The following is an 18,883-nucleotide window of genomic DNA, read 5'->3' as shown; positions in this document are numbered from 1 at the left end:
GCGCGACGACAATGGCCGTTATTCAGCCGGCATCGGGCTCAACCCGCCTCGTCCAGCGGAGGACGGACCTGCCGTTCCCGTTTCTGCGAAACCCGCATTTACAATTGTAAAACAATCCCAGACTGCGCCACAGTCAGACATGTCGGGTGACGGTCCAGATTCTGCGTTCAAGGTGCAGAAGGCCAGCAGCGGGCAGGCGCTCTAAAGCGGCAATACTTCGGCTGCAAGCTCCTCTGCCGTCAGCCCTTTGCCGGCGCGTTGGCCAGCCTTGCCGTGCAGCCAGACGCCGGCAGCCGCGGCCTCGAAGGCCGGCAGGCCCTGGGCGAGCAATCCGCCGATGATGCCGGCAAGCACGTCGCCGGAACCGGCGGTGGCAAGCCAGACGGGAGCGTTGGTATTGATGAGCGCACGGCCGTCTGGCGCGGCGATGACGGTATCGGCGCCTTTGTAGATAATCGCGGCATTGGCGCGGCGGGCGGCGGCCAAGGCCTTATCCACCTTGCCGAGCGCTTCGTCGCCGCCGATATCGGGAAAGAGCCGCGCGAATTCGCCTTCGTGCGGCGTCAGCACCAGACGCGGCTCACCCCGGAAAAGATTAAACAGCTGTTGCGGATCGTCCTTGAACGAGGAGATGCCATCGGCATCGAGCACCAGATGGCGATCAGCAAGGGCCGAGACGAAGCCGCGCGCCCTGGCGCCAATGCCGAAACCCGGGCCGAGGACGAAGGTCTGCAGCCGCTTGTCCGAGAGCCAGTCGCCGAGGTCGGCCTCGTCGTCGATGGCATGCAGCATGACGGCGGTGAGATGCGCGGCATTGGCCGCCATCGCCGCGCGGGGGGCGGCGATCGTCACCAGGCCGGCGCCGGCCTTCAGGCCCGAGATCGCCGACATGCGCGCCGCACCCGTCTTGTCGGCCTCGCCTGAGAAGACGACCAGATGACCACGCTTGTATTTGTGGGTTTCCAGTTGCTCGGCCGGCAGCGCACTCTTCCAGGCATCCGGCGTGTTCTCGGCGATGAGACCGCCCGCCTCAGCCCTGATGATGCGGGCGGGAATGCCGATATCGAAGACCTCCAATTCACCGCAAAGCTCCCTGCCCGGCATCAGCAGATGGCCGGGCTTACGGGTCATGAAGGTGATGGTGTTGTGGGCCCGGAAGGCGGCACCCAGCACCTTGCCGGTGCGGCCATCAAGGCCGGAGGGCAGATCGATGGCGAGCACCGGAATATCGGCCTGCGTGACGCGGCCGATCAGCGCGCGCACATCGTCTGACACCGCGCGGCCAAGCCCCGCCCCGAACAGGCCATCGATGACGACGTCGCCGGTTTCGGGCCGATAGAGGTCGAGTTCCTGTCCCTTCAATTCGCAGCCGATGCGGGCGCGGGCGGCATCGCCCTTCAGCCTCACGGGATCGCCGAGGTGGAACAGCGCCACCCTCGCCCCGCTCTGCTGCAGATGACGTGCTGCGACATAGGCGTCGCCGCCATTGTTGCCGGGTCCGCAAAACGCGACGAAGCGCAACGCTCCGGGATGAAGGCGCAGAGCCGCGGCCGCAACTGCGGCGCCTGCCCTTTCCATCAGGGCGAAGGAATCGATGCCGGATGCGGCAGCGGCCGTATCGACGGCGGCCATTTCGGCGGGCGTAAGAAGAAGGTCGGACAGATGTTTGATCATCATTCCTATTCAATCAAAAAACGCCTAAAAAACAACCGCCTGAAATACCAAAGAGAAGAACGCAATTTAATCATTTGCCTATATTTTCACCGCCTCGAGATGTGTATTCGCAGTTGCGAAAATACCTGACTTTTTCCGTTTCGGATGTGTTTTTGATCGGAGACAATGTTTTTCCACCTGTTCCGCCACCAAAACCACATGGAATTCCCCGCAAACGCGCCGTTTTTGACAGAATCGACGTCTTTTTTCGAGAAGATGGATTTCAAACTGGCACGATATCTGCATCATATCCGGCGAGCGGGAAAATTCCTGCCATAACAGGAGAAGCGGAGAGACATTTTCTCATGAAAAAGATCGAAGCGATCATTAAGCCTTTCAAGCTGGACGAAGTGAAGGAAGCCCTTCAGGAAGTCGGTCTGCAGGGTATCACGGTCACGGAAGCCAAGGGTTTCGGCCGTCAGAAGGGCCACACGGAACTCTACCGCGGAGCCGAATACGTCGTCGATTTCCTGCCGAAGGTAAAAGTCGAGGTTGTACTGGCCGACGAGAACGCGGAAGCGGTCATTGAAGCGATCCGCAAGGCGGCGCAGACCGGCCGCATCGGCGACGGAAAGATCTTCGTCTCCAACGTCGAAGAGGTTATCCGCATCCGCACCGGCGAGACCGGCATTGATGCCATCTGACCACTTTGCCAATCGCGCAAAGTCCGTTACCGTCATCGCCGACCCACACCGTCATCGCAAATCGGAGGAAACTACTTAATGGCGACCGCAAGCGAAATTCTGAAGCAGATCAAGGAGAACGACGTAAAGTTCGTCGATCTGCGTTTCACCGACCCGAAGGGCAAGCTGCAGCATGTGACGATGGACGTTGTCTGCGTCGATGAGGACATGTTCGCTGACGGCGTGATGTTCGACGGCTCCTCGATCGGCGGCTGGAAGGCCATCAACGAGTCCGACATGGTGCTGATGCCCGACACCGAAACGGTGCATATGGACCCGTTCTTCGCACAGTCGACCATGGTCATCGTCTGCGACATCCTCGATCCGGTCTCCGGCGAGGCCTATAACCGCGATCCGCGCGGCACCGCCAAGAAGGCCGAAGCCTACCTCAAGGCATCCGGCATCGGCGATACGGTTTTCGTCGGCCCGGAAGCCGAATTCTTCGTCTTCGACGACGTCAAGTACAAGGCCGATCCTTACAATACCGGCTTCAAGCTCGATTCGACCGAACTGCCGTCGAACGACGACACCGATTACGAGACCGGCAACCTCGGCCATCGCCCGCGCGTCAAGGGCGGCTACTTCCCGGTTCCCCCCGTCGACAGCGCCCAGGACATGCGTTCGGAAATGCTGACGGTGCTCTCCGAGATGGGCGTCGTCGTCGAAAAGCATCACCATGAAGTCGCGGCCGCCCAGCACGAACTCGGTATCAAGTTCGATACGCTGGTGCGCAACGCCGACAAGATGCAGATCTACAAATACGTCGTGCACCAGGTGGCCAACGCCTATGGCAAGACGGCGACCTTCATGCCGAAGCCGATCTTCGGTGACAACGGCTCGGGCATGCACGTGCACCAGTCGATCTGGAAGGGCGGCAAGCCGACCTTTGCCGGCGACGAATATGCCGGTCTTTCCGAGAGCTGCCTGTTTTATATCGGCGGCATCATCAAGCATGCCAAGGCGATCAACGCTTTCACCAATCCGTCGACGAACTCCTACAAGCGTCTCGTCCCGGGTTACGAAGCACCTGTGCTGCTCGCCTATTCGGCCCGCAACCGCTCGGCCTCCTGCCGCATTCCGTTCGGCTCCAACCCGAAGGCCAAACGCGTCGAAGTCCGCTTCCCGGATCCGACCGCCAATCCCTATCTCGCCTTCGCCGCCATGCTGATGGCCGGCCTCGACGGCATCAAGAACAAGATCCATCCCGGCAAGGCCATGGACAAGGATCTCTACGATCTGCCGCCGAAGGAATTGAAGAAGATCCCGACCGTCTGCGGCAGCTTGCGCGAAGCACTCGAAAGCCTCGACAAGGACCGCAAGTTCCTGACGGCCGGCGGCGTCTTCGACGACGATCAGATCGATGCCTTCATCGAGCTGAAGATGGCTGAGGTGATGCGTTTCGAAATGACGCCGCATCCGGTCGAATACGACATGTACTATTCGGCCTAATTGGGCTCTGAACACAGAAAGTCCCGGCCCGCCGGGGCTTTCGCCTCCCAGGTCATGGACGCCACTACAGCGCCGCGCGTCTTTCAGACGCGCAAAGGACGCTGTAGAACTTGGAGTGCTGCATAATTTTGTCCTTAAATCGATTCCGATTTAAGGAATTATGCAGAAGGAGGATATGACGTTCATGTGACGAACTCGCGCAAAAATCTTGATTTGCGCGACACCAATCACCAAATTTGGTGATGAAAGGAAGTCGCACCATGAAAGAAAGAGTAGCAAAGTTCAGTATCGGCGAAGTGGTTCGGCACAAGGTATTTCCGTTTCGCGGCGTCATCTTCGACGTTGATCCGGAGTTCGCGAATACGGAGGAATGGTGGAATTCCATTCCGGCCGAGGTGCGCCCGAGCAGGGACCAGCCCTTCTATCACTTGCTCGCTGAAAATGACGAAAGCGAATATGTTGCTTATGTCTCCGAGCAGAACCTGATGAATGACGAGAGCGGCACGCCGCTTCGCAACCCACAGATCTACCAGATTTTCGATCAGGCCCCGTCAGGGCAGTTCAAACCCAAGATGAGCTTCGCCCACTAAGTCAGTCGTGCCGATCGTTGAATCAAGGCCTCGCTTCTCCCGGCGAGGCCTTTTCTTTGCGCAACAAAAAACCCGGCGCAAAGCCGGGTTTCTGCTTAGAGATGATGGCAGGATTACTGCGCCTTGGCTGCCTTCTGGGCGTCTTCCAGCTTCTTGCGGGCTTCTTCGGCCTTCTTCTGCATGCTGTCCTGCAGGCTGCGCTGGCTTTCAGCGAGCTTGGATTCGGAAACCGGTTCGCCGTCATAAGCACCGGTGAAGCCTTCAAGCGAAATCTTGATCGGGTTCGGAGCGCGGCGGAAGTTGATCGAGGTGAAGATCACGTCGCTGCCCTTCTTGAGGCTGGCGATCATCGCGTCGGTCAGCGGAATTTCAGCGGTGCACTTGTCCGGCAGGCAGACAGCGTAGTCGAGCTTCTGGCCCTTGCCGCCGTCGATCTGCATGAGGACGCCCGGAGGAACGAGGCGTGCGGTGGGAACCGAGACCTGCAGGAGCTTGCGGTTGATCTTGCCGGAAACCGAGATCAGGCCGACGGCCGTGACGAGCTGGCCGCCATTGGCGAGGATCAGGTTCTGGACAACACAGATGTCGTTGTCTTCCTGCTTGCTGCAGGTCTTGTACCAGCCGAGCTTCGGCGCTCCTGCGGCCTGTGCCGGGGCATCGGCCGGAGCCTGTGCCGCCGCATCCTGTGCGAAGGAGGAGACCGGAGCCGAAGCGCCGAACACCACTGCCAGAACGGACAGCGCTGCCCGCATTTTCTTTTCAGACTTGAACATCATAACGAATTCCGTCTCCTGATATCCGTTCGGGGCAACGGTTTGCCGCCCCAACCATCGGGTCGTTCGGCACTCCACCTCTTAAAAAAATAAGGCAAATGCATGACCCCGAAACTTCGGGTTCACCTGTTACATCGCAGCGTTCAAGATATCCAGCATTTCTTTGGCAATTTGAGGTGCATTTCGTCGCCATGCCAAAGAAATCGCCGCTCCGTGTTGGAATCGGTCGACCCCATGATAATCTCCGCGGTGAATCATGCCCGTTTTCACGGATCAAGGATTGCCGAATGCTCCGTATCGTCGTCCCCCTCGTCCTCTCGCTGCTGTGCGGCACGGTCGCCGCCGAGCCGCTGCACGGCATCGCGATGCACGGCGAACCGGCTTTACCACCGGATTACAAGCACTTCCCTTACGTCAATCCCGACGTGAAAAAAGGCGGCAAGATCACCTATGGCGTGGTCGGTACCTTCGATAGCCTCAACCCGTTCATCCTGAAGAGCATGCGCACGACGGCGCGCGGCATGTGGGATCCGGATTATGGCAATCTCGTCTACGAATCGCTGATGCAGCGCTCCAGGGACGAGCCCTTCACGCTCTACGGCCTGCTTGCCGAGACGGTCGAATGGGATGACGACCGGAGCTTCATCCAGTTCAACCTCAATCCGAAGGCGAAATGGGCCGATGGCCAGCCGGTGACGCCCGAGGACGTGATGTTCACCTTCGAGCTGATGCGCGACAAGGGCCGCGTGCCCTTCGCCAACCGCCTCAACGTCGTCGCCAAAATGGAGAAGGTCGGCGAGCACAGCGTGCGTTTCACCTTCAACGACAAGGCCGACCGCGAAACGCCGTTGATCTTCGGCCTGTTCCCGGTGCTGCCGAAACATGCGATCGACCCAGAAACCTTCGACCGTTCGTCGCTGACGCCGCCGGTCGGGTCCGGTCCCTACAAGGTGAAGACGGTGAAGCCCGGCGAGAGCATCACCTATGAGCGCGATCCGAACTATTGGGGCAAGGACATTCCCGCCAAGGTCGGCACCGACAATTACGACCAGATCACCGTCCAGTATTTCCTGCAGGATACGACGCTGTTCGAGGCCTTCAAGAAAGGCGATGTCGACATCTATCCCGACGGCAATCCCGGTCATTGGGCCAATGCCTATAATTTCCCCGCCGTTACCTCGGGGGCCGTGGTCAAGGACGTGTTCACGCCGAAACTGCCGAGCGGCATGCTCGGCTTCGTGTTCAACACGCGCCGGCCGATCTTTGCCGATCTCAAGGTGCGCGAAGGCCTGTCGATGGTGTTCGATTTCGAATGGGCGAACAAGAACCTCTATTCCGGCGCTTACAAGCGCACGCAGAGCTTCTGGCAGAATTCCGAGCTGTCGAGTTTTGGCGTCCCCGCCAATGCGGCCGAGCTTGCCCTGCTTGGGCCGATCAAGGACAAAATTGCCCCGGAGATTCTCGACGGCACCTACAAGCTGCCGGTCACCGACGGCTCCGGCCGCGACCGCAATGTGCTGAAACAGGGCGTCGAGCTGCTGAAACAGGGCGGTTATACGATCCAGGGCGGCAAGATGCTCGATGCCTCCGGCCGCCAGCTCGCCTTCGAGATCATGACGCAGAATGCCGACCAGGAGAAGCTTGCCGTCGCCTACCAGCGTTCACTGCAGACCATCGGCATTGCCGCTTCGATTCGCACGGTCGACGATTCGCAGTATCAGAGCCGGACGAACAGTTTCGACTACGACATGATCATGAAGTCCTACACGTCCTCGCTATCGCCTGGAAACGAACAGCTCGGCCGCTGGTCTTCGGCCGCGAAGACCCGCGAGGGCAGCGACAGCTTCGCAGGCGCTGCCGACGCCGATCTCGATGCGTTGATCGATCACCTGCTCCGGGCGCGCTCGGCGGAGGATTTCACAGCAGCGGTGCGCTCTTACGACCGGCTGCTGCTGTCCAGCCATTACGTGCTGCCGCTCTATCATATGGGTCAGCAATGGGTGGCGCGCAGCAAACGCATCGGCCATCCCGACACGGTGCCGCTCTACGGCTACCAGCTGCCGCTATGGTGGGATACGAGCGCCCAATAAGAAGCAGCCGAACCACCCCGGCTCAAATGTCTCCCTTGGAGACGCACAGAATAAGGAAAATCATCATGGAGCGTATCACCATCGACGTCGTCTCGGATGTCGTCTGCCCCTGGTGCTATCTCGGCAAGGCACGGCTGGAGCTCGCCATCGCCGAGGTGCAGGACGTAATCGGCGTCGACATCAACTGGCGGCCGTACCGGCTCAATCCCGACTATCCCAAGGAAGGCGTCGACCAGAAGAAGGCGCTGGCTGAGAAGCTCGGCGGCGAGGAGCGCGTGGCGCAGGCGCACAAGATGCTCACCGATTACGGCCGCGAAGTCGGCATCGCCTTCAATTTCGAAGCGATCAAGATCGGCCCGAACACGCTCGACGCGCATCGACTGATCCACTGGGCGATGATCGAAGGCCGCGAGAAGCAGGACAAGGTCGTTGCCGCGCTGTTCAAGGCGAATTTCGAGGAAGGCCGCAATGTCGGCGACCACGCGGTACTGCTCGATATCGCCGACAAGGCCGGCCTTGATCGCTCGGTCATCGCCTCGCTGCTTGCCTCCGATGCCGATCGGGATCTGATCGTCGCCGAGATCACCGCGGCGCAGGAGATGGGCGTCAACGGCGTGCCGTTCTTCATCTTCGACCAGCAATATGCCGTCAGCGGCGCACAAACGCCGGACGTGCTGGCCAATGCATTGCGCGATATCGCCAAGGCGAAAGCCGAGGCGCGATCAGGCATGAACTGACGCCGACGGCTCCAGCTTCAGCCCAGAATCGGAACGCAGCGCACCTCGGTCTTCACCGAATTGGCGATGAAACATTCGTCGTGGGCGCGATGGTGAAGGCTTTCCAACTCGCTGAGCGAGGGCTGCTTTTCGCCGCTGAAGACGACATGCGGACGGAGGGTCACGACGGTCATGGCGAGGCGGCCGTCGGCATTCTTCTCCATGATGCCCTCGGCGGCATCGGTGTAGCTGTCGACGCAAAAGCGCTGTTTTGCTGCGATCGACAGGAACCAGAGCATGTGGCAGCTGGAGAGCGAAGCGACGAAAGCCTCTTCCGGATCAACGGCATCCTCGGCGGAATAGGGCAGCGGCACGACAAGCGCGGAAGAGGACGCCCTCACCTCGATGCCGCCGTCGAAGGTCCAGCGGTGGGCGCGGCTGTAGCGGTTGTCGGTGAAGGTCTCGCCGTTGCGCTGCCAGGCGATCGTTGCGCCGTATGTTCCCATCTCCATCTCCTTTTTCCACGCAATTCAGGACGCAAAACCGTGGCACAGTTTTGCTGGAATTGCTCTATTTCGCGAATTCGGCCAGCTGCGTCATGATGACGGCAGCGCCCTGCAGGCGTTTTTCCGGCGTCGGCAAGTCGCGGGTCAGGAACAGGCTGTGATCGGGGCGGATCTTTGCCATCGTGCCCTGCTTGCCGATATAACCGACGAGGTTTGCCGGGTTGGGGAATTCCTTGTTGCGGAACTGCACGACGACACCCTTCGGGCCGGCATCGAGCTTTTCGACATTGGCGGTGCGGCAGAGCGACTTGATGTAGACGATCTTCAGCAGGTGCTGGACTTCGATCGGCATCGGGCCGAAGCGGTCGATCATCTCGGCGCCGAAGCCGTCGATCTCTTTGAGTTCAGTGATTTCCCCGAGACGGCGGTAGAGCGCCATGCGCAGATGCAGGTCGGGAACGTAAGTTTCCGGGATCATCACCGTCGTGCCGACCGAGATCTGCGGCGACCAGCCGGTATCGTGGATCTCGTCGACACCCTTGACCTCGGCGACCGCCTCTTCCAGCATCTGCTGATAAAGTTCGAAGCCGACTTCCTTGATATGGCCTGACTGCTCCTCGCCGAGCAGGTTGCCGGCGCCGCGAATATCGAGATCGTGGCTTGCCAGCTGGAAACCGGCTCCGAGCGTATCCAGCGACTGCAGCACCTTGAGGCGGCGTTCGGCGGTGGCCGTCAGCACCTTGTTGACCGGCAGGGTGAAGAGGGCGAAAGCGCGCACCTTCGAGCGGCCTACGCGGCCACGCAGCTGATAGAGCTGGGCAAGGCCGAACATGTCGGCACGGTGGACGATCAGCGTATTGGCTGTGGGCACGTCGAGGCCGGATTCGACGATGGTTGTGGACAACAGCACATCGTAGCGGCCTTCATAAAAGGCGTTCATGATGTCTTCGAGTTCGCCGGCCGGCATCTGGCCATGGGCAATGGCGACCTTCAGCTCCGGCACATCGGACTGCAGGAAGGCATGCACGTCCTCGAGATCGGCAAGCCTGGGGCAGACATAGAAGCTCTGGCCGCCGCGATAATGCTCGCGCATCAGCGTCTCGCGGATGACCAGGCTGTCGAAGGGCGAGATGAAGGTGCGCACCGCCATGCGGTCGACCGGCGGCGTGGTGATCAGCGACAATTCGCGCACGCCGGTCATGGCAAGCTGCAGGGTGCGTGGGATCGGCGTTGCCGACAGCGTCAGCACGTGCACGTCGCTTTTCAGTTCCTTCAGCCGCTCCTTGTGCTTGACGCCGAAATGCTGCTCCTCATCGATGACGAGCAGACCGAGATTGGCGAATTTGATGCCGGCGCCGAGCAGCGCATGGGTGCCGACGACGATATCGGTCTTGCCTTCCGCCACTTCCTTCTTGGTCAGCGCCAGCTCCTTGGCGCCGACGAGGCGCGAGGCCTGCTGGATACGCACCGGCAGACCGCGGAAACGGTCGGAAAAGGTCTTGAAATGCTGGCGGGAAAGCAGCGTCGTCGGCACGACGACGGCGACCTGGGCGCCGTTCATTGCCGCGACGAAAGCGGCGCGTAGCGCCACTTCGGTCTTGCCAAAACCGACGTCGCCGCAGACCAGACGGTCCATCGGTCGGCCGGCGCCGAGATCGGAGCGCACCGCCTCGATGGCGTTATCCTGGTCCTCGGTCTCGTCATAGGGGAAGCGGGCAGCGAATTCGTCGTAAAGGCCCTCCGGCGTCGTCAGCATCGGCGCATGGCGCGTCAGGCGCTCGGCGGCGATGCGGATCAGCGCATCGGCCATGTCGAGCAGGCGCTTCTTGAGCTTGGCCTTGCGCATCTGCCAGGCGCCGCCACCGAGCTTGTCGAGTTGGGCTTCGGTGCCCTCGCCGCCGTAGCGCGAGAGAAGATCGATGTTTTCGACCGGCAGGAACAGCTTGGCCTCGTCGGCATATTGCAGCTCAAGGCAGGCATGCGGAGCACCAGCGGCCTCGATGGTCCTGAGCCCTATAAAACGGCCGATGCCGTGTTCGGCGTGGACGACGATCGAGCCTTCGTCGAGGCCCGCGACTTCCGAGATGAAATCGGCTGCGCGCTTGCGGCGCTTGGAGCGGCGCACCATGCGGTCGCCGAGGATGTCCTGCTCGCCGATGACGACGAGGTCGCCGGCCTCGAAGCCGGCTTCGAGACTGAGCACGGCAGCGGCCGCCTCGCCTCTCGCCAGCGAACCGACATCCTTCAGCGCCTCGATCGGCTTGACCTTTTCCAGGCCATGCTCGTTCAGCACCTGCAGTAGCCGCTCCAGCGAACCTTCGGTCCAGGCGGTGACGAGCACTTTGGCGCCGGCGGCACGGCGATCGGCAATATGCTTGACGACGACGTCGAAGATGTTGATGCGTTCGGCATCGCCGCCGCCTTCGGCATTCGAACGCGCCCAGCGCTGGCTCTGGCGGGCGTCGACATTGACGACCCGCCGCGCCTCGCCCTCATGCTCGTTGAAGGGGCTGATGCGGATCGCGCCGAGCGCGTCGAGGGTTTTGACGAAAAGCTTGCTGTCGAGATAGAGCTGGCCCGGCGTCACCGGCTTGTAGGGCGTGCCCTGCGTCATCTGGCCCTTGGCCGGCTGGCCGGAATTCAGGCGGGCGTCATAATAATCAAAAACGAGCTTGGAGCGCTCATCGGCTGCCTCACGTACCGTATGGTCGATGACGATCCGGAAGCCGCTGAGATAATCGAAGACGGTATCGAGTTTCTCGTAGAAGAGCGGCAGCCAGTGCTCCATGCCGGGGTAACGGCGGCCTTCGGAGACGGCGAGATAGAGCGCGTCGTCGCGTGTGGTCGCGCCGAAAGCGGAGAGGTAATTCTTGCGGAAGCGGCTGATCGTATCCGGCGTCAGCGTCACTTCGCTCATCGGGTTGAGATCAAGGGAGCGCACCTGCCCTGTCGTGCGCTGGCTGGCCGGATCGAAGCTGCGGATGCTCTCCAGCGTGTCGCCGAAGAAATCGAGGCGGACCGGCTCTTCGGAACCCGGCACGAAGACGTCGAGAATGCCGCCGCGCACGGCATATTCACCGACCTCGCGAACGGTCGCGACGCGCTCGAAACCGTTGCGTTCCAGACGACCGGCGAGATCGTCCATGCGCAGCTGGTTGCCGGGACGGGCCGAGAAAGTCAGGCTTTCGATGACATCCTGCGGCGCCACCTTCTGCAGCATGGCATTGGCGGTGACGAGCACGATTGCCGCATGCGGCTTCTTGCGATGGGCGATGAGGCCGCCGAGTGCGGCAAGCCGGCGGGCCGAGGTGTCGGCGCTTGGCGAGACGCGGTCATAAGGCAGACAGTCCCAGGCCGGCAGAGTGAGAACCGGAATGTCGGGGGCGACGAAGCCCAGCATCTGCTCGAGATCGGCCATGCGATGACCGTCGGACATGACATAGGCGACCGGCTCTCCCGTTCGGGCGAGCTCCGCGAGCAGCAGCGTCTCAAGACCTGCCGGCACATTGCCGATCGTCAGCGGCTCGGCAATGGCCGCAAGCTTCTTCGCATCGAAACCAGGGATCATTCCGGCGTCCTGAGGGGCTTGTCGAAATCGGGCTTGTAGGCAGCGATGCGGGCAAACATCGGTGTCTGGAAACGCTCAGGCACCGGCCATGTTCCCATGATCCAGCGGACGAGATCATTGTCCTCTTCCGCCATGATCGTCTCGAACTCGTCGAGTTCGGCTTCCGACAGTCTGGCGACCTCGGCTTCGGCGAACTGGCCGAAGACCAGATCCATCTCGCGGATGCCGCGATGCCAGCAGCGGAAAAGGATTCTGCGGCGGCGCGGGTCGAGACCGGCACTGGTGAGCGTGACACCTGTCATGGCATTACCTTCCTGTTGATGCGCCTCTATAGACCCTGGAAAGCGGCTTGTCAGCCTTGCCAAGGCCGCATTGTTCATCGCATTTTGGCCGCATGCGCCCCGCCATTCTCGATCCTCTGTTTTCCCCCATTTCGGGCCTTCCGGGCGTCGGCCCGAAGATCGCCGACCTGCTGGTCAAGCTGCTCGGGCGCGAGACGCTGGAGGATTGCCGGGTCATCGATCTGCTCTTCCACGCGCCCTTTTCGCTGATCGACCGGCGCAACCAGCCAGGCATCGCCCGCGCGCCGCAGGGGGCGATCGTGACGATCACGGCGCGCGTCGACCGACACCAGGTACCGCCGGGCGGCAAAAGCAATATCCCTTACCGCGTCTTCCTGCATGACGAGACCGGCGAACTGACGCTGGTCTTCTTCCGCGGACAGGCGGCATGGCTGGAAAAGCAACTACCTGTTGACGCGGAGGTGACCGTCAGCGGCAAGATCGACTGGTTCAACGGCCGCGCCTCGATGGTGCATCCCGATTATATCGTCAGGGCTGACGAGGCGGAGAGCCTGCCGCTGGTCGAGCCGATCTATCCGCTGACGGCGGGGCTCTCGCCGAAGACGCTGCGCAAGATCATCGACGCTGGCCTGCCGCGGTTTCCCGAGCTGCCGGAATGGGATGATCTGGCACTGACGCAGAGAGAGGGCCTGCCATCGATCCGCGACAGTTTCCACATGCTGCACGAGCCGCACGATCCTGGGGATATCGACCCGCAGGCCCCTGCCCGGCGGCGGCTTGCCTATGACGAGTTCCTCGCCGGCCAGCTCTCGCTGAGCCTTGTGCGGCAGAGGCTGCGCAAGGTGGCGGGCCAGCCGGTCACTGCGACCGGCGCCATCAGCAGCAAGATCCTGAAGACCTTGCCCTTCTCACTCACATCAAGCCAGAACGAGGCGATCGCCGAGGTTTTGAAGGATATGGCCGGCAACGAGCGCATGCTGCGGCTGCTGCAGGGCGATGTCGGTTCCGGCAAGACGCTGGTAGCGCTGATGGCGATGGCGGCGGTGATCGAGAGCGGCGGCCAGGCCGTGCTGATGGCGCCGACCGAAATCCTGGCACGGCAGCACCACGCGACGATCTCGAAATTCGCCGCCGCCGCCGGGCTGAGCATCGAGGTGCTGACCGGGCGCACCAAGGGACGCGAACGGGAAGAAATCCTGGAGCGCATCGCCTCGGGTGCTGCCCAGATCATCATCGGCACGCACGCGCTTTTCCAGGACAGCGTCGCCTACGCCAATCTGATGCTTGCCGTCGTCGACGAGCAGCACCGTTTCGGCGTGCATCAGCGCCTGCGGCTGACCGCCAAGGGCCTCTCGCCGCACATGCTTGTCATGACGGCGACGCCGATCCCGCGCACGCTGGTGCTCGCCGCCTTCGGCGACATGGACGTCTCCAAGCTCACCGAAAAACCGGCCGGCCGCAAGCCGATCCAGACGATCACCGTGCCGATGGAACGGACTGGCGAAATCGTCGGCCGCCTGCAAAGCGCGATCGCCGAGGGCAAGAAGGCCTACTGGATCTGCCCGCTGGTCGAGGAGTCCGAGGAGCTCGACCTGATGTCGGCCGAGGAACGGCACGCGACGCTGGTCGCCGCACTTGGCCCCGGCATCGGCCTCATCCACGGCCGCATGAGCGGGCCGGAGAAGGATGCGGCGATGATGGCGTTCAAGAACGGCGAGACCCGGCTGCTCGTCGCCACTACCGTCGTCGAGGTCGGTGTCGACGTACCGGATGCGACGATCATGGTGATCGAACATGCCGAACGCTTCGGCCTGGCGCAATTGCATCAGCTGCGCGGCCGCGTCGGGCGCGGCGACGAGGCCTCGACCTGCATCCTGCTCTACAAGGGACCACTCGGCGAGACCGGCCATGCCAGGCTTTCGATCATGCGGGAGACGGAGGATGGCTTCCGTATTGCCGAGGAGGATCTGAAGCTGCGCGGCGAAGGCGAATTGCTCGGCACAAGGCAATCCGGCACGCCGGGATTCCGCATCGCCAGCCTCGAGGCGCATGCCGACCTGCTGGAGATCGCCCGCAAGGATGCCGCTTACCTCATCGAGCGCGATCCGGATTTGACCACCGAGAGGGGAACGGCGATCCGCACCCTGCTCTATCTTTTCCGCCGCGACGAGGCGATCCGTTTTCTCAGGGCTGGATAAAGCGCGCCGCGGCGCGCTTTAAGTCTCCTTCCATGCATGTCTTTATCCCAAAACCGCTGAACACTTTTGGGCGACATGCATCATTCAGCTTTGGAAACCGCCACCGGCTTCGGCCGCGGCAAATGCTTCTGCTTGGGATCGGCCGGCTTGTGTTCGGGCGCGACAAGCCCGCCTGAAATCAGGAACTTGGCGGCATCTTCCGGCGACATATCGAGCATGACGATCTTCTCGCGCGGCACGAAGATGAGGAAGCCGGCTGTCGGCACCGGCGTCGGCGGCAGGAAGACGGCGACCATATCCTGGCCCATGGCATTGAACTTCGAAGCGATTTCGCCCTTGGCGTCGGTGGCGATGAAGATCAGTGCCCAGAGGCCGGGACCCGGATATTCGATGAGGCCGACCTTCTTGAAGGAGTTCGCCTGTTCCTTCAGCACGGTTTCGAAAATCTGTTTCACGCTTCTGTAGATCGTGCGTACCAGCGGCATGCGCTGGACGATCGATTCGCCGAAACGGACGATGCTCTGGCCGATGAGGTTCTTGCCGAGGAAGCCGACGACGGTGATCAGCACGATGGCGATCAGTAGGCCGAAACCGGGAATGGCGAAATTGAGATAGCTTTCCGGGTTCCAGCGCGCCGGAATATAGGGCCTGACCCAGCTGTCCGACCAATGGATGAAGGTCCAGGTCAGCCAGATGGTGATCGCGATCGGCGCGCAGATGATCAGCCCTGCTAGAAAATTATTCCTCAACCGGGTCGCGACCGGCATTCTGGGGGTGTTGTCGGTCATCGTGTCCTGATGAGCTCCATCTCAGTCCTGGACAGGCCGGTATGCCCGCCCCTTCCCCCTTGTCCGCAAACCAAAATTGCCAGAATTCGGGGCCTGGCACAATATGTTTCGAAACGAAGGTTGCGGCGTTACAGGCTTATTCCACCGTCACGGATTTCGCCAGGTTGCGCGGCTGGTCGACATCGGTGCCCATGAAGACGGCGGTATGATAGGCGAGCAGTTGGATCGGCAGCGAGAAGATCATCGGCGCGATGATTTCGTCGACCACAGGCAGGGTGATCGTCGCCATGGTCGGCAGTTTCGAGGCAGCCGCACCGGCCTCGTCGGTGATGAAGATGATGCGGCCGCCGCGGGCTGCGACCTCCTGCATGTTCGAGACGGTCTTTTCGAAGAAACGGTCGTAGGGGGCGATGACGATGACAGGCATGTTCTCGTCAATCAGCGCGATCGGCCCATGCTTCAATTCGCCAGCGGCATAACCTTCGGCATGGATATAGGAAATTTCCTTGAGCTTCAGCGCGCCTTCCATGGCGAGCGGGAAGCTGGTGCCGCGGCCGAGATAAAGCACGTCCTTGCACTTCGACAGCTCGCGCGACAGGCTTTCCATCTGCGGCTGGATGAGGTTCAGCACCCGGCTCATAATACGCGGCATTTCGGCGAGATGGCGCACCAGCGCCCTCTCCTCATCGGCACTCACCGTGCCGCGCGCCTTGCCGGCACCGATCGCCAGCGCTGCCAGCACGGCAAGCTGGCAGGTGAAGGCCTTGGTCGAGGCAACGCCGATTTCGGGGCCGGCCATGATCGGGAAGACGGCGTCGGATTCCCGCGCGATCGTCGATTCGCGGACATTGACGACGGCGCCGATCTTCAACCCGTTGTCGCGGCAATAGCGCAGCGATGCCAGCGTATCGGCGGTCTCGCCGGACTGTGAAATGAAGAGCGCTACCTGCGACGACGACAGCGGCATTTCGCGATAGCGGAATTCGGAGGCGACGTCGATCTCAACAGGCAGGCGAGCATAACGCTCGAACCAGTATTTGCCGACGAGGCCGGCGAGATAAGCAGTGCCGCAGGCCGAGATCGCAAGGCCGGTCGCCGCCTTGAAGTCGATCGCGGCGGCATTGGCGCCGATCGTGTTCTCGGCGAAATCGACATAATGGCTGAGCGCGTGGGAAATCACCTCCGGCTGCTCGTAGATTTCCTTTTCCATGAAATGGCGGTGGTTGCCCTTGTCGACGACATAGGCGGTCGCCTGCGAGATCTGGCGCGCGCGCTTGACCGGCTTGCCGGCGAAATCGAGCACTGAGACACCGTCGCGGGTAAGGACAGCGAAATCGCCGTCGACGAGATAGGTGATCTCGTTGGTGAAGGGCGAGAGCGCGATCGCATCCGAGCCGAGGAACATCTCGCCGCGGCCGTAGCCGACGGCAAGCGGTGGTCCGGACCGGGCGGCCATGATCGTGCCGGGATCGGTCTTGAGCATAACAGCCAGCGCATAGGCGCCGGTCACCCGGTTCAGCATCTTCAGCATGGCGTCGCGCGGCTCGAGGCCCTCGCGCAGGTATTTCGCCAGCAGATGGGCGACCACCTCGGTGTCGGTCTGGGTTTGGAAGACCGAACCCTCCTCGGTCAGTTCATCGCGAAGCTCGGAGAAGTTCTCGATGATGCCGTTATGGACGACGGCGACGCCTTCGACGAAATGCGGATGGGCATTGGTCTCGTTCGGAACGCCGTGGGTCGCCCAGCGCGTGTGGGCGATGCCGACGGTGCCGGGCAGCGGTTCGCTGTCGAGGCGCTTTTCCAGATTGAACAGCTTGCCCTCGGCCCGGCGGCGATCCATCACGCCGTCATGAATGGTGGCGACACCGGCGGAATCGTAACCGCGATATTCGAGACGCTTCAGCGCATCGACCAGGCGCCCGGCAACAGGCGCAGTTCCGACGATCCCCACAATTCCACACATGCAACATCCCCACTAGGCCCCAACAATGAGGCCAGTCCTAACGATTCCTGCTTATTTCTCAATCACCTCGACGGTCACTTTCAATTTCCGCCGGTTACGCAAGGCCGGTCAGGCTTTCGCCTTCTTCGCCGCCTTGATGGCCAGCGCACGCTCACGCAGCAGCGTCGCGCGGCCGGGCTTGATCTCCTGCCGGGCACGGCCGAGCGCCAGTGCATCGGCCGGAACATCGACGGTGATGACGCTGCCGGAGCCGATATAGGCGCCGTCGCCGATCGTTACCGGCGCGACCAGCGAGGAGTTGGAACCGATGAAGGCGTTTTCGCCGATCACCGTCTCGCTCTTGTTGACGCCGTCATAGTTGCAGGTGATCGTGCCGGCGCCGATATTGCTGCCGGCGCCGATGACGGCATCGCCGATGTAAGTCAGGTGGTTGACCTTGGCGCCCTCGCCCAGCCGGCCGTTCTTGACCTCGCAGAAATTGCCGACCTTGGCGCCGCTGGCGAGATCTGCACCCGGCCGCAGCCGCGCGAAGGGACCGACGGTCGCGCCTTGGCTGACATGAGCGCCTTCGATATGCGAGAAAGCATGAATGACGGCGCCGCTGTCGATCACAGCACCAGGGCCGAAAACGACATTCGGCTCGATCAGCGCATCCTGGCCGATGGCGGTATCGTAGGAAAGAAAGACCGTTTCCGGCGCGATCATGGTGACGCCGGCCAGCATCATCTCGTGGCGGCGGCGCTCCTGCCAGAAACGTTCGATGACGGCGAGTTCGGCACGGGTGTTGCAGCCGGTCATCTCGATCTCGGGAGCGTCGACCGCAGTCACGCGTCCGCCGAGCGAACGGGCGATCTCGACGAGATCGGTCAGATAGAATTCGCCCTTGGCATTGGCATTGCCGATGCGCGTGAGAAGGTCGAGCGCCTTTCTGCCGTTAATCGCCATCAAGCCGCTGTTGCACCAGGTGACGGTGCGCTCGGCATCGGTCGCGTCCTTCTCCTCGCGGATGGCGATGAGTTCGCCATCCTTGACGAGCAGGCGACCGTAGCCACTCGGGCGGTCGGTGTGGAAGCCGATGACGACGACATCGCTGCCATCGGCAAGGCCCTGGCGGGCAGCCTTCAACGGTCCGTCGGTCTGGAGCGGCACGTCGCCATAGGTGACGAGGATATCGTCGTAGCCCTTGGCGATCGCTTCACGCGCAGCCAAGACTGCGTGGCCGGTGCCGAGGCGTTCCTTCTGCAGATAGGATTCGATGCTGACGCCGGCGATGCTTGCCGCCTTTGCCACGTCCTCGGCGTCACGGCCGACGACAAGGGCGACGGACGAGATGCCGGCAGAGGCCACCGCCTCGACCACGTGGGCGATCATCGGCCGTCCAGCGACAGGATGCAGGACCTTCGATTTCGAGGATTTCATCCGCGTGCTGTCACCGGCGGCAAGGATGACGGCAAGACAAGTGCGTTCCATGATTTGCTCCGCGAATCCGCGCCATGAGGCGGCTTTATCGCCTCATACTGCATAATTCCCTAAATCGGAATCGA

General features: G+C 61.8%; 14 protein-coding genes. 6 read left to right on the top strand and 8 right to left on the bottom strand.

All coding sequences use genetic code 11. The features are described 5' to 3' along the window. Nucleotides 1–201: 201 nt before the first annotated feature. Nucleotides 202–1,674, bottom strand: coding sequence for a bifunctional ADP-dependent NAD(P)H-hydrate dehydratase/NAD(P)H-hydrate epimerase (locus J3P73_RS12200; RefSeq protein WP_018069579.1), 1,473 nt, complete (start codon nucleotides 1,672–1,674; stop codon nucleotides 202–204). Between the two features lie 344 nt (nucleotides 1,675–2,018). Here J3P73_RS12200 and J3P73_RS12195 point away from each other — a divergent pair, with 344 nt between their 5' ends. The 3 genes from J3P73_RS12195 (at nucleotide 2,019) to hspQ (ending at nucleotide 4,435) form a co-directional block, all read left to right on the top strand. Next, nucleotides 2,019–2,357: a P-II family nitrogen regulator gene (locus J3P73_RS12195; protein ID WP_015339877.1), complete on the top strand. Its 339-nt coding sequence runs from the start codon at nucleotides 2,019–2,021 to the stop codon at nucleotides 2,355–2,357. Between the two features lie 78 nt (nucleotides 2,358–2,435). Beyond that, nucleotides 2,436–3,845 (top strand): type I glutamate--ammonia ligase, encoded by a 1,410-nt coding sequence (gene glnA, locus J3P73_RS12190; protein WP_011651961.1) that lies wholly within the window; start codon nucleotides 2,436–2,438, stop codon nucleotides 3,843–3,845. A gap of 260 nt (nucleotides 3,846–4,105) precedes the next feature. After that, nucleotides 4,106–4,435 carry a heat shock protein HspQ gene (hspQ, locus tag J3P73_RS12185; RefSeq protein WP_003539613.1) on the top strand — a complete coding sequence of 110 codons (330 nt, stop codon included), beginning with the start codon at nucleotides 4,106–4,108 and terminating at the stop codon, nucleotides 4,433–4,435. A 113-nt stretch (nucleotides 4,436–4,548) separates the two neighbouring features. On the opposite strand, the gene J3P73_RS12180 is transcribed toward hspQ, so the two are convergent. Beyond that, complete coding sequence (locus J3P73_RS12180; RefSeq protein WP_018069581.1) at nucleotides 4,549–5,211, bottom strand: invasion associated locus B family protein; 663 nt, start codon at nucleotides 5,209–5,211, stop codon at nucleotides 4,549–4,551. Nucleotides 5,212–5,495: 284 nt separating this feature from the next. Between J3P73_RS12180 and J3P73_RS12175 the strand changes: the two genes are divergently transcribed. Beyond that, a complete protein-coding gene (locus J3P73_RS12175) occupies nucleotides 5,496–7,298 on the top strand; it encodes an extracellular solute-binding protein (RefSeq protein ID WP_024321977.1) in 1,803 nt (600 codons plus the stop codon). A gap of 65 nt (nucleotides 7,299–7,363) precedes the next feature. Then, complete coding sequence (locus J3P73_RS12170) at nucleotides 7,364–8,035, top strand: DsbA family oxidoreductase (RefSeq protein ID WP_024321976.1); 672 nt, start codon at nucleotides 7,364–7,366, stop codon at nucleotides 8,033–8,035. A 17-nt stretch (nucleotides 8,036–8,052) separates the two neighbouring features. On the opposite strand, the gene J3P73_RS12165 is transcribed toward J3P73_RS12170, so the two are convergent. The 3 genes from J3P73_RS12165 to J3P73_RS12155 all read right to left on the bottom strand — a co-directional run bounded on the left by J3P73_RS12165 (nucleotide 8,053) and on the right by J3P73_RS12155 (nucleotide 12,390). After that, nucleotides 8,053–8,520, bottom strand: a complete 468-nt coding sequence (locus J3P73_RS12165) for an OsmC family protein (protein WP_130691759.1) — start codon at nucleotides 8,518–8,520, stop codon at nucleotides 8,053–8,055. 64 nt (nucleotides 8,521–8,584) lie between these two features. After that, complete coding sequence (gene mfd / locus J3P73_RS12160; protein WP_130688231.1) at nucleotides 8,585–12,088, bottom strand: transcription-repair coupling factor; 3,504 nt, start codon at nucleotides 12,086–12,088, stop codon at nucleotides 8,585–8,587. Next, a complete protein-coding gene (locus J3P73_RS12155; RefSeq protein WP_012757428.1) occupies nucleotides 12,085–12,390 on the bottom strand; it encodes an FAD assembly factor SdhE in 306 nt (101 codons plus the stop codon). Before J3P73_RS12155 ends, mfd begins: the two co-directional genes overlap by 4 nt. Before the next feature lie 92 nt (nucleotides 12,391–12,482). On the opposite strand from J3P73_RS12155, the gene recG reads away from it, so the two are divergent. Then, nucleotides 12,483–14,588, top strand: coding sequence for an ATP-dependent DNA helicase RecG (gene recG, locus J3P73_RS12150; RefSeq protein ID WP_130691757.1), 2,106 nt, complete (start codon nucleotides 12,483–12,485; stop codon nucleotides 14,586–14,588). A gap of 80 nt (nucleotides 14,589–14,668) precedes the next feature. Here recG and J3P73_RS12145 read toward each other — a convergent pair whose 3' ends face one another. The 3 genes from J3P73_RS12145 to glmU all read right to left on the bottom strand — a co-directional run bounded on the left by J3P73_RS12145 (nucleotide 14,669) and on the right by glmU (nucleotide 18,809). Then, nucleotides 14,669–15,376 (bottom strand): DUF502 domain-containing protein, encoded by a 708-nt coding sequence (locus J3P73_RS12145; RefSeq protein WP_012757426.1) that lies wholly within the window; start codon nucleotides 15,374–15,376, stop codon nucleotides 14,669–14,671. A gap of 136 nt (nucleotides 15,377–15,512) precedes the next feature. Beyond that, nucleotides 15,513–17,339 carry a glutamine--fructose-6-phosphate transaminase (isomerizing) gene (gene glmS, locus J3P73_RS12140; protein ID WP_130664574.1) on the bottom strand — a complete coding sequence of 609 codons (1,827 nt, stop codon included), beginning with the start codon at nucleotides 17,337–17,339 and terminating at the stop codon, nucleotides 15,513–15,515. A 108-nt stretch (nucleotides 17,340–17,447) separates the two neighbouring features. Further along, nucleotides 17,448–18,809: a bifunctional UDP-N-acetylglucosamine diphosphorylase/glucosamine-1-phosphate N-acetyltransferase GlmU gene (gene glmU, locus J3P73_RS12135; RefSeq protein WP_130664573.1), complete on the bottom strand. Its 1,362-nt coding sequence runs from the start codon at nucleotides 18,807–18,809 to the stop codon at nucleotides 17,448–17,450. Nucleotides 18,810–18,883: the final 74 nt, after the last annotated feature.

This window comes from Rhizobium ruizarguesonis (genome assembly GCF_017357285.1).
GTDB lineage: Bacteria > Pseudomonadota > Alphaproteobacteria > Rhizobiales > Rhizobiaceae > Rhizobium > Rhizobium ruizarguesonis.
This window is presented reverse-complemented; position numbering and strand designations above follow the sequence as displayed.

What these genes read in the sequence shown, in the direction of transcription:
- J3P73_RS12200 (WP_018069579.1), bottom strand. Translation starts at nt 1,674, where the DNA reads ATGATCAAACATCTGTCCGACCTTCTTCTTACGCCCGCCGAAATGGCC.
- J3P73_RS12195 (WP_015339877.1), top strand. Translation starts at nt 2,019, where the DNA reads ATGAAAAAGATCGAAGCGATCATTAAGCCTTTCAAGCTGGACGAAGTG.
- glnA (WP_011651961.1), top strand. Translation starts at nt 2,436, where the DNA reads ATGGCGACCGCAAGCGAAATTCTGAAGCAGATCAAGGAGAACGACGTA.
- hspQ (WP_003539613.1), top strand. Translation starts at nt 4,106, where the DNA reads ATGAAAGAAAGAGTAGCAAAGTTCAGTATCGGCGAAGTGGTTCGGCAC.
- J3P73_RS12180 (WP_018069581.1), bottom strand. Translation starts at nt 5,211, where the DNA reads ATGATGTTCAAGTCTGAAAAGAAAATGCGGGCAGCGCTGTCCGTTCTG.
- J3P73_RS12175 (WP_024321977.1), top strand. Translation starts at nt 5,496, where the DNA reads ATGCTCCGTATCGTCGTCCCCCTCGTCCTCTCGCTGCTGTGCGGCACG.
- J3P73_RS12170 (WP_024321976.1), top strand. Translation starts at nt 7,364, where the DNA reads ATGGAGCGTATCACCATCGACGTCGTCTCGGATGTCGTCTGCCCCTGG.
- J3P73_RS12165 (WP_130691759.1), bottom strand. Translation starts at nt 8,520, where the DNA reads ATGGGAACATACGGCGCAACGATCGCCTGGCAGCGCAACGGCGAGACC.
- mfd (WP_130688231.1), bottom strand. Translation starts at nt 12,088, where the DNA reads ATGATCCCTGGTTTCGATGCGAAGAAGCTTGCGGCCATTGCCGAGCCG.
- J3P73_RS12155 (WP_012757428.1), bottom strand. Translation starts at nt 12,390, where the DNA reads ATGACAGGTGTCACGCTCACCAGTGCCGGTCTCGACCCGCGCCGCCGC.
- recG (WP_130691757.1), top strand. Translation starts at nt 12,483, where the DNA reads ATGCGCCCCGCCATTCTCGATCCTCTGTTTTCCCCCATTTCGGGCCTT.
- J3P73_RS12145 (WP_012757426.1), bottom strand. Translation starts at nt 15,376, where the DNA reads ATGACCGACAACACCCCCAGAATGCCGGTCGCGACCCGGTTGAGGAAT.
- glmS (WP_130664574.1), bottom strand. Translation starts at nt 17,339, where the DNA reads ATGTGTGGAATTGTGGGGATCGTCGGAACTGCGCCTGTTGCCGGGCGC.
- glmU (WP_130664573.1), bottom strand. Translation starts at nt 18,809, where the DNA reads ATGGAACGCACTTGTCTTGCCGTCATCCTTGCCGCCGGTGACAGCACG.